The organism is Frankia sp. KB5, assembly GCF_002099325.1.
Classification (GTDB): Bacteria; Actinomycetota; Actinomycetes; order Frankiales; family Frankiaceae; genus Frankia; species Frankia casuarinae.
The window spans coordinates 19,287-29,059 of record NZ_MRUJ01000042.1; the positions used below are offsets into that span (position 1 = coordinate 19,287).

General features: G+C 70.3%; 11 protein-coding genes. 2 read left to right on the forward strand and 9 right to left on the reverse strand.

Annotated elements, in window-relative coordinates; all coding sequences use genetic code 11:
* Nucleotides 1-25 precede the first annotated feature (25 nt).
* From KBI5_RS05055 to KBI5_RS05090, 8 genes are all read right to left on the reverse strand, one after another.
* The gene (locus KBI5_RS05055; protein ID WP_085014443.1) at nt 26-1,609 is read right to left on the reverse strand and encodes a ubiquinol-cytochrome c reductase cytochrome b subunit; all 1,584 of its coding nucleotides are present in this window, start codon (nt 1,607-1,609) and stop codon (nt 26-28) included.
* The gene (locus tag KBI5_RS05060; RefSeq protein WP_085014444.1) at nt 1,606-2,928 is read right to left on the reverse strand and encodes a Rieske 2Fe-2S domain-containing protein; all 1,323 of its coding nucleotides are present in this window, start codon (nt 2,926-2,928) and stop codon (nt 1,606-1,608) included. Before KBI5_RS05060 ends, KBI5_RS05055 begins: the two co-directional genes overlap by 4 nt.
* Nucleotides 2,925-3,842 carry a c-type cytochrome gene (locus tag KBI5_RS05065; protein ID WP_085014447.1) on the reverse strand — a complete coding sequence of 306 codons (918 nt, stop codon included), beginning with the start codon at nt 3,840-3,842 and terminating at the stop codon, nt 2,925-2,927. The genes KBI5_RS05060 and KBI5_RS05065 overlap by 4 nt, the downstream gene beginning before the upstream one ends.
* A gap of 5 nt (nt 3,843-3,847) precedes the next feature.
* Nucleotides 3,848-4,486: a heme-copper oxidase subunit III gene (locus KBI5_RS05070; protein ID WP_085014445.1), complete on the reverse strand. Its 639-nt coding sequence runs from the start codon at nt 4,484-4,486 to the stop codon at nt 3,848-3,850.
* A gap of 328 nt (nt 4,487-4,814) precedes the next feature.
* Nucleotides 4,815-5,270, reverse strand: a complete 456-nt coding sequence (locus KBI5_RS05075) for an SseB family protein (RefSeq protein WP_011437494.1) — start codon at nt 5,268-5,270, stop codon at nt 4,815-4,817.
* Nucleotides 5,271-5,506: 236 nt separating this feature from the next.
* Nucleotides 5,507-6,103 carry a DUF3501 family protein gene (locus KBI5_RS05080; protein WP_011437495.1) on the reverse strand — a complete coding sequence of 199 codons (597 nt, stop codon included), beginning with the start codon at nt 6,101-6,103 and terminating at the stop codon, nt 5,507-5,509.
* A gap of 185 nt (nt 6,104-6,288) precedes the next feature.
* Nucleotides 6,289-6,729, reverse strand: a complete 441-nt coding sequence (locus tag KBI5_RS05085; RefSeq protein WP_011437496.1) for a rubrerythrin family protein — start codon at nt 6,727-6,729, stop codon at nt 6,289-6,291.
* 24 nt (nt 6,730-6,753) lie between these two features.
* Nucleotides 6,754-7,194 (reverse strand): transcriptional repressor, encoded by a 441-nt coding sequence (locus KBI5_RS05090; protein WP_011437497.1) that lies wholly within the window; start codon nt 7,192-7,194, stop codon nt 6,754-6,756.
* Between the two features lie 393 nt (nt 7,195-7,587).
* On the opposite strand from KBI5_RS05090, the gene KBI5_RS05095 reads away from it, so the two are divergent.
* Both KBI5_RS05095 and trpD read left to right on the forward strand, forming a co-directional pair.
* Entirely contained in the window at nt 7,588-8,016 is a 429-nt protein-coding gene (locus KBI5_RS05095; protein WP_011437498.1) for a response regulator, read from the forward strand.
* A gap of 19 nt (nt 8,017-8,035) precedes the next feature.
* Nucleotides 8,036-9,199: an anthranilate phosphoribosyltransferase gene (gene trpD, locus KBI5_RS05100; protein ID WP_011437499.1), complete on the forward strand. Its 1,164-nt coding sequence runs from the start codon at nt 8,036-8,038 to the stop codon at nt 9,197-9,199.
* Between the two features lie 52 nt (nt 9,200-9,251).
* Here trpD and KBI5_RS05105 read toward each other — a convergent pair whose 3' ends face one another.
* Nucleotides 9,252-9,653 carry a cytochrome c oxidase subunit 4 gene (locus KBI5_RS05105; protein ID WP_011437500.1) on the reverse strand — a complete coding sequence of 134 codons (402 nt, stop codon included), beginning with the start codon at nt 9,651-9,653 and terminating at the stop codon, nt 9,252-9,254.
* Between the last annotated feature and the right edge of the window lie 120 nt (nt 9,654-9,773).

A 9,773-nucleotide genomic window follows, 5' to 3' on the forward strand; every position in this document is an offset into this window, starting at 1 on the left:
TGACGTGCTCCGTCAGGCCGGGCGGCTACTGCCGGCCGCCGCCGGGTGGCTGCTTCTCCTCGACGAAGAACCCGGTCACGGCCTTGCCTGCGCGGCGCGCAAGCCCCTTGCCGTGACCGTCGCCATGCCCGTTGGCCGCCGGCAGCTCGAACCGGTCCGTCGGGACGAGYGGATGGTCGGGGACGGGAGTCGGCTTCGGGCGGTGGTCCTCCACGAACTCCCCGCTGGGAAGCTGGCGGATGATCCCGGTCTCGATGCCGTGATGCTCGATCTCGGCGTCCTTCTGGTTGAGCGCGATGCAGATCTTCTTCGTCACCGCATAGGCGATCGGTGGCACGACGATGAGCCCGATGCGGCCGGCCCAGGTCATCGCGTTCAGCGAGATGCTGAAGGTCTTGGCGATGATGTCGTTACCACCGGAGATCATCAGCACCAGGTAGAAGCTGATCGCCATCGCGCCGATCGCGGTCCTGGTCGGCGCCTCCCGTGGCCGCTGCAGCAGGTTGTGCGGCTTCGTGTCCCCGGTGAACCTGGCTTCCAGCGCGGGATAGAGCGCCGCCAGCGTGAACAGGATGCCCGGCAGGACGGCAGTCGRCCAGAACACCGCGGGGATGGTGTGCCCGAGCCCGCGGAACTCCCAGGGCGGCATGAGCCGGGTCGAGCCGTCGAGGAAGCCGATGTACCAGTCCGGCTGGGAGGCCGAGCTGACCTTCGACGGGTCGTACGGGCCGAACATMCAGATCGGGTTGATCTGGGCGAGACCGCCGAGCAGCGCGAGCATCGCGAAGACCAGCATGAAGAACCCGCCGGACTTCACCGCGAACACGGGGAAGACCCGGTGGCCGACGACGTTGTCCTCGGTCTTGCCCGGCCCGGGGAAGTCCGTGTGCTTCTGGTGCCACAGGATGCCCATATGCGCGCCGATCAGGGCGAGCAGGACACCCGGCACCAGCAGGATGTGCGTCACGTAGAGCCTGGGCAGGAAGTTGACGCCCGGGAACTCCCCGTTGAACACGAGGAACGACGCCCACGTCCCGATGATCGGGATGGACTGGGCGATCGAGGCCGCGATCCGCAGACCGGTGCCGGAGAGCAGGTCGTCCGGGAGCGAGTAGCCGGCGAAGCCCTCGAGCATTGACAGGGCGACCAGACCGATGCCGATCAGCCAGTTGGTCTCACGGGGCTTGCGGAACGCGCCGGTGAAGAACACCCGGAACATGTGCACGATCATCGACGCGACAAAGACCAGCGCGGCCCAGTGGTGGATCTGGCGGAACACCAGACCGGCCCGGGTGTCGAAGCTGATGTCCAGCGTCGAGGCGTAGGCCCGGCTCATCTCCACGCCCTTGAGCGGGACGTAGGAACCGTTGTAGATGACCTCGGTGTTCGACGGGTCGAAGAACAGAGTCAGGTAGATGCCCGTCAGCAGCAGCACGACGAAGCTGTAGAGGGCGATCTCCCCGATCATGAACGACCAGTGGTCGGGGAAGACCTTGTTCAGGTTGCGCCGCAGAAAGGCCTGGTTGCCGAACCGTTCGTCGAGCTCACGGTTGGCCTTCCGGATCGGGCCCGGCCGCTTGACGAACTCGGGGGCGGATGCGGTGGTCATGAGCGCTCCCAGAAGGCGGCACCGACGGGCTCGTGGTAGTCACCGTCACGGGCGTAGAGGAACCCGTCCTTGTCCGCGGCGATGGCAAGCTGTGGCAGGGACCGGCTGGCCGGCCCGAAAATCGCCCGACAGCCGTCCCGCACGTCGAAGACGGACTGGTGGCAGGGGCAGAGCAGATGATGGGTCTGCTGTTCGTACAGGCTGACCGGGCAGCCGGCGTGCGTGCAGATCTTGGAGTAGGCGACGTGGCCGTCGACGCCCCAGTCCTCCCGGCCCTTGCGGGGGCGGTCGACCCCCGGTGGCAGCCGGATGAGCAGCGTCGTGCTGTCGGCCTTGGTCTGGACATCGGTCTTCGGCTGGTACGCAACGGTGCCGTCGGACTCGGTCACCGGAACGGCCGGGAACACCGTCTCGATGCCGCCGATGGCGACGTCGCCGAGCTTGACGTAACGGCCGTCCTCCGTGACGAGGYGGGCACCCTTCACCCAGCTCGTGTGGTCGAGCTTCTTGCCCGGCTTGGTGTTCGTCAGGTTCAGCAGCGGCACCACGATCAGYCCGCCGAGCACGGTGCCCGCCCCGAGCAGGGTGCGGCGCAGCAACGGGTAGCGCGCGAGGCCGGTGTCGGCGAACCCGGCCGCGATCTCCTCCTCGGTGACGGCGATCTCCTCCTTGGAGGAGGCGAACGCGTGGCGCTCCTGCACGGCCTGCTCGTGCGGCATCAGCCGCTTGGCCCACAGGATCAGGCCGATGCCGAGCCCACCGACGGCGAGGCCCAGCGCGGCCCCGAGGGAGGGGGTGTAGTACGCCTTGTACTTGTCACCGACGAAGTTGGTGACAACGAACCCGACGGTGCCGATCACCGAGATCAGGAACCAGCCGGCAATCAGCCGCTCCGCCCGCCGCTCGGCCCGGCGGTCCACGTCCTGCGCGCGCGGCGGACGGACGGTCACCCCACCGGCGGCCCGCTCCCCGTAGGTCGGCTGGATGACCCCCGCCTGCGGGCGAACGGCCGTGGTCGCGGGCTCACGGGTCGAATCGGTCTGGTGGGGCGGCGTGCCCAAGGCCTCCGGGCCGTCCGACGTCCCGGCCGGGACGTCCGGGCCGCCGGCGGACACCCCGGATCCCCCGGCGGGCTGGCCGGAGGTGTCCACCGGGTGTTTCGCCCTTCTGAAGATGCTGCTCATCGAGTCCTGGTCAGATTCGTCGGCCGGTTCGCCCTGGTAGCCCGGGTAGTGCATGCGCCGGTCCGTCGGAACGGACGGCTGGTCCGCACCGGAATCCGCCGGCCCCGGCGTGCCCCGGCCCGTCTGGTCACTCATACCTTCTGCCTCGCTCCGATCCACAGGCACACACCCAGCAGGGCACCGACGCCCACCAGCCAGGCCAGCAGTCCCTCGGGCACCGGACCGTAGTTACCGAGGCTGTACCCACCGGCGCTCGGCGCTTCCTTCATGTGCTTGATGTAGGCCGYGATCGCGGTCGCGTCCTCCTCGTTGAGCTGGCGCGGGCCGAACACCGGCATCGACTCCGGCCCGGTCCGCATGGCCTCGACGACCTGCACCGGGGTGGCCTCGCTCAGCGAGGGGGCGAACTTGCCGTAGGTCAGCGGCGCGCCCTGCCCGACGGCCTGATGGCACTGCGCGCAGTTGGCCCGATACAACTCGCCGCCGTGCGACAGGTCGGCGTCGTTGAGCGCCGCGTCCGTGACCTTCGGCACCTCCTCGCCGCCGCCAAGGCTCTGGATGTACGCGGCGAGCTGGTCGATCTGGGTCGCCGAGTAGATCGGGGGCTTGCGGTCGGCCTGCGCGGCGGGGGCGGCCAGCGGCATCCGGCCGGTCGACACCTGGAAGTCCACCGCGGCGGCGCCGACGCCGATGAGGCTGGGCCCGGTGTTCGTGCCCTGCGCTCCCAGCCCGTGGCAGGTCGAGCAGCCCTGCAGGTACAGCGCCCGGCCCTGCCGGACCGCCTCGTTGGCGTCCGGGGTCTGCGCGGCGTTGCCGCCCGGCGCCAGCACCGTCCACAGCACCCCCGTGGCCAGCAGGCCGAGGACCATGACCAGCGCGGAGGACCTCCGGCGGCGGCGCGCGGACGAACGGCGTCCGCGCGAGAACCGCTTCGTGGCGGTGACCGACACCGAGGATCGCGACGCCGCAGTGCCCGACGCCGGGGTGCCCGACGGTGGGATGCCCGACGGCGTGTCCGAGGATGACGAGGTGCCCGAGGATGCAGTCATGTCGCTCACTGGAGGAGGTAGATGGTCGCGAAGAGGGCGATCCAGACAACGTCGACGAAGTGCCAGTAGTACGACACGACGATCGCCGAGGTCGCCTTCTCCGGTGTGAAGCGCCCGTACGTCGATCGGCCCAGCACCATCAAGAAGGCGACGAGACCGCCGATCACATGGAGCCCGTGGAAACCGGTGGTCAGGTAGTACACCGATCCGTAGGCGTGCGATGCCATCGTGAACTTGTTCTCGCTGAAGTACTCGTTCGCCTGGCCGCCGACGAACACCAGACCCATGATCAGCGAGATCAGGTACCAGCGCCGTAGCCCGTACACGTCACCACGCTCGGCGGYGAACACGCCGAGCTGGCAGGTGACGCTGGACAGGACCAGGATCACGGTGAAGAACAACGCGTACCCGACGTGCAGCTCCACGGGTCCGTGTTCGGATCCGGCGGGGTCGCCGGTGACCGGCGGCCAGTTGCCGCTGTTGACCGAACGGATCGTGAAGTACATCGCGAACAGGGACGCGAAGAACATCAGCTCCGACGACAGCMACACGACCGTGCCAACCGAGACCATCGAGGGACGGTTGGCCGTCGGGTGTGGTGGAGGAGCCTTCTCGAGGACGGGGGCTGAGGCCACGTCGGTCATTCTGGCACGGGACGGCCCACGCGCCACTGTAGGTTCGACGTTCGGTAGGACTACGACCCGTCGATGACCGCCCCGAATCATCGTGGCGGCTGCCTCGCCTGCCCGGCAAAGCCCTGCCGTAGCTGGAAAAACGCAGGTCACAGCGATGTCAGTTGGCCTACGAACGACGCGGAGCGACAAGGCTGACCCGGCCGATGTTGCGTGCCTCACCCGCGACACACCGGCCCGCCAGCGCCCTCCGGCGGGCACAGTCGAGCCAACACGGACACCCCCGACCGCGCCGTGACCCCCGACCGTGACGTGACGTGACGCCGGGCCGGGGCGGGCCTCAGCCGGACATCGCGGCGAGCGCCCGCAGGCCGTCCGCCGGCAGGGCGATGCCGCCCTCCGAGCCGGGATCGACCGCGAGCAGAAGATCGTCGGACGGCCAGATCCGGCCCAGGGCCGCCACCTGGACCGTGCGGTAACGCGCCACCTCCGGCAGCGCCTCGGCCAGGCGTTGCTCAGAGGTGAACGTCGGGACGAACTGGGTGCCGTCCTGCCGTTCGGCCACCGGCAGCTGCAGGAGGCTGTCGTCCTCCTCCGACAGATCGGTGATGTCGTTACCGAGGTCGGGCAACAGGACCTCGGCGGCGGCGAGGTCACCGAGCGCGGCCCACTCGTCCTTGCCCTCGGCGAGGCGGTGCAGCGCGGCCCGCGCGGCCGTGCCCTGCGCGGAGGGGACGCCGGGCGGGACGGCGGCGCCGGGGCGGATGCGGTCGGGACGTAGCTGGTCATCGGTCACGGGTGGCTCCCTGACGTGGATGAACGTGCTGACGTTGACGGGCGGACGGACGTGCCGACACGGACGCGTGCCCTAGATGTTCCGCCTACCCATCCCGCGGCGCGCGAACCGACTACCCGCGGATGCGTCCGACCTCACCCGCGACGGGGACCCGCGGCCGTGACCGGCCGTGGCCAGCCGTGGCCAGCCGTGGCCAGCCGTGACCGTGACCGGCAGGCAGCGGCCGGGTGAGCCGGTCAGGACCGCAACGCGAGATCCGCGATGAGGACACGCCGGGTAGCTCCGGTCAACGGCGTCGCCTCGCTGTACTCCGGGTGTTCCACGACAAGCTCGACCGGCACGCCGGGGTCGCGGAAGGCGTCCCGGAGCGAATCGGTCAGCGCGAAGCGCACCATGTGCACGGAGACGGTCTCGGTGGGCATGTCGGGATCCTCGTCAAGGCCGGGGATCTCCTCGCCCGCCACCCGGATTCCGCCGATCTCCAGGGCGAGACTGTGCTGCAGCCCGGCAAGCCGCCCCAACTCCTCGCGGACGGTCTCCAGAACCGAGAGCTCGATGAACACCGTCGCCGTGAGGACGTGGCTGGAGGGTAGCAGGCGGGAGTAGGCATCGATCTCGTGGGCGACGTCGGCGGAGGCGGTCAACCGCTCGGTGTAGACCATCTCCTGCACCTGGTAGCGCAGCGTCTGCTCGTTTTCGAACTCGAGGACGACGATGTCCCCGACCCGTACCCGGCGTTCGGCGCGCACCAGGATCATCTGGCTGCGCAGCCGCAGCCGGCGCTCCGCGTACGCCTGGTGGTCGGTGGTGATGTCGGCGATGGTCAGCGCCACCGTGCGATCTCCTGTCCGGAAATGCTGGGATCCGTAAACGGGCGGGCGGTCCAGGAACGGCCGAGGGCCCACGAATCGGCCGAGGGCCCACGGCGCGGGAGCGACGATGCGAGCCGGGGTGGCGACGAGGGACTACTGACATCGCCCCCGCCACCCCGGCCCGGTAGATCGAGAAACCCCGACGATCAGGCGTCGGCCGTCTCCTCGGCCGACAGCGCGTCGAGGGCCTTCTTGAACCGACCGGCGTGGGTCTTCTCCGCCCGGGCGAGGGTCGAGAACCAGTCCGCGATCTCCTCGAAGCCCTCCTCGCGGGCGGTCTTGGCGAAGCCCGGGTACATTGCGGTGAACTCGTAGGTCTCGCCGGCGACGGCGCTGGCCAGGTTCTTCGTGGTCGTACCGAGGGGCTCGCCCGTCGCCGGGTCGCCGACCTCCGCGAGGAAGTCCAGGTGCCCGAAGGCGTGACCGGTCTCGCCCTCCGCGGTGTCGCGGAACAGCGACGAGGCGTCGGTCAGCCCCTCGATGTCGGCCCGGCGGGCAAAGTAGAGGTAACGCCGGTTCGCCTGGCTCTCGCCGGCAAATGCCTCCTTGAGGTTCTCGTGGGTCTTGGTGCCGTCAAGCTTCGGCATGAAGCGCTCCTTGTGGATGGGTGTTCACTGTTGGCCGGTCCCGGCCGCGCCGCGGGCCGGGCCGGAGCCGTTCGCCTGACAGTCCGGGCACAGCCCCCGGAACCGCAGGTCGTACCCGGTGATGGCGAATCCCGAGCGACACGCGATCTGGGCCATCATCCCGTCGAGGACGGGATGATCAATATCGACCGCCCGACGGCATCCGTCGCAGACCACGTGGTCGTGACGACTCGTGTTGGCGTCGTACCGGGCCGCCGTGCCGTCGCCCAGGTTCAGCTCGAGCGCTCGGCCGGCGGATACCAGCAACGCCAGTGTGCGGTACACGGTCGCACTGCCGATCCCCGGGGATACGGTCCGCACCCGCTCGTGGACCTCGGCCGCGGTCGGATGGTCGCGGGCGGCAGCCAGCACCGCCAGCACGGCCATCCGCTGCGGAGTGAGACGAAGATCGGTCTGGTCGTTCATAGGATCACGCCCGTCGTACGGCGGTGGAACGCCCCAGGCCGCCGGCGATCACGCTCGAGGCGTCACATGGTCCGGCCGGCATCAGGATCCACCGGTTGAGAACGATTCTCAGTATCACTCCCGGGACGATCCGAAGGCAACCAGGGAGCTGTGATCCCGACCTCACCCGGCCCGGCGAGGGCCAGTCGGGCGATGCGACACGGGTCACGTCCAACGGTCCGCGGGAGGTAGCCTGCACAGGACAACTCTCACATGGCAGCGTCCACTTCCGAGGCGCCCGGAGCTCCGGGTGCCTGGAGTTCCGAGGTGCCTGGAGGGCGGTCCGCAGTTCACCGCTGGTCGGCTCGCCGCCGGTCGGCGGTGGTCACCTCTCGCGAAAGGCCCGCGGACGACATGAGCACCGTCCTCGTCTACGCCGACCGAGCGGATGTGCGCGAACACGTCCGGAACGCGATCGGCCGTCTCCCCGCCGCCGACCTCGGTCCGATCGAGTTCGTCGAGGCCACCGACGCCCCCGAGGCGATCGGCGTAGTCGATCATCACGAGGCGGATCTGTGCGTCTTCGACGCGGAGGCCACCCCCAGCGGGGGCATGGGGCTCTGCCGGCAGCTGAAGAACGAGGTCACCAACTGTCCGCCGACCATCCTGCTGGTCGCCCGCCCGGACGACCGCTGGCTCGCCACCTGGTCCCAGGCGGATGCGGTGGTCACCCATCCGATCGATCCGGGTCTACTCACCGAGGCGGTCGTGACACTGCTGCGGGCGCGTGCCGGCGGCGCCGTGGCCCGTCGGCCGCTCACCGGCGCCCAGCTCGCCCACTGAGATCCAGGGCTTCCGAGGTATGACCACCGTTGGCGCATCCCACTCCCACACCGGCCGCTCCCCCGCCGGGGCGTCCCCCGCCGGGGCTCTCCCGACCGCCGGGACGAGCTGGCCGGAGCTGATAGGAGCATTGCTAGCGGGCGAGTCCCTGGACTCCGCGCGCACCGCCTGGGCGATGCAGCAGATCATGGCGGGGGTCGCCTCGCCCGCGCAGGTGGCCGGGTTCGCGGTGGCGCTGCGGTCCAAAGGGGAGACGCCGGAGGAGATCGCCGGCCTGGTAGAGGCCATGCTGGCCAGTGCCACGCCCCTGAGCCTGTCCGAGCGGGTACGGGCCCGCGCCGTGGACACCTGCGGGACCGGTGGCGACCGTTCCCACACCGTGAACCTGTCGACGATGGCCGCGCTGGTCGTTGCCGGCGCGGGTGTGCCGGTGGTCAAGCACGGAAACCGGGCCGCGTCGTCATCCTGCGGCTCGGCGGACCTGCTCGCGGAGCTCGGTGTCGTGGTCGACCTGTCGCCGTCCGGCGTCGAGGCGTGCCTGGCTACGGCCGGCATCGCCTTCTGCTTCGCCCAGGTCTTCCACCCGGCGATGCGGCACGTCGGCGGGGTCCGGCGCGAGATCGGCGTGCCCACCGCGTTCAACATCCTCGGGCCGCTGAGCAACCCGGCCCGCCCCGGCGCGCAGGCAATCGGCGTCGCCGACGCGCGGCTCGCTCCCGTCGTCGCCGGGGTGCTGGCGGACCGGGGCACCCGGGCGCTGGTGTTCCGCGGCGACGACGGGCTCGACGAGCTCACCCCGGTGACGACGTCCGCCGTGTGGGTCGTCGCGGCCGGCGCCGGACAGCCGCGCCGCGAGCGGTTCGACCCCCGCGACGTCGGCATCCACGTCGCGGACCACGCCGCGCTGCGCGGCGCGGACGCCCGTTACAACGCCGCCGTCACCCGGTCGGTGCTCGCCGGTGAGCCCGGACCCGTCCGCGACGCGGTCCTGCTCGCCGCCGCCACCGCCCTGGTCGCCGCGGCCGGCCCCTCCGATGCCCCCGTCACCGAGCAGATCGCCGCCGCCCTGCCCCGGGCGGCCGAGGCGGTGGACTCCGGTGCCGCCCGGGCCGTCCTGGAGCGCTGGGTGACCGCGAGCCAGAGCGCCGCAGCGGTTGACGCGGCGGCGGCCACGGCTCTCTGATCCCGCCCGGGTCGGGGCCCCCGAGGGAAGGGCGACCCCGACCCGGGCGGGATCAGTCCTCGGGCACCGGCGGGTGCCAGAAGTTCTCGAAGACCAGGCAAGTCACGAACACCACGACCAGAAGCGCACCGAGAATGATCATCCAGACGCCGAAGACGAGGCCCATCGCCGCCGTCACCGAGCTGGCCCCGATGAAGAACGGATAGTAGCTGCCCGGGGTGAAGTGCCCGAGCTCCCCAGCCCCGTCGGCGACCTCCGCATCCGGCAGGTCCTGCGGGCGCATCCCGATCCGCCGGCCGGTGAAGATCAAGTATCCGCCGACGAGCAGGCCGAGCCCCGTGGTGAGGGTCAGCGCGGCCGTGCCGGTCGGGTCCTTCGACCAGAACCAGTACACCAGCGCGGCGGCCCCGGCGAAAACTCCGAAGAAGTTGAAGATGATGCCTTCCACCTTCATGCCATGGCCGCCTTAACTGATCTCGGGAGTCGCGTGGTAGTCGATCCGGCCGATCGTGGCCGGATAGTGCAGGTCGAACGCCGGGCGTTCGGAGCGGATGCGCGGCAGCGTCCGGAAGTT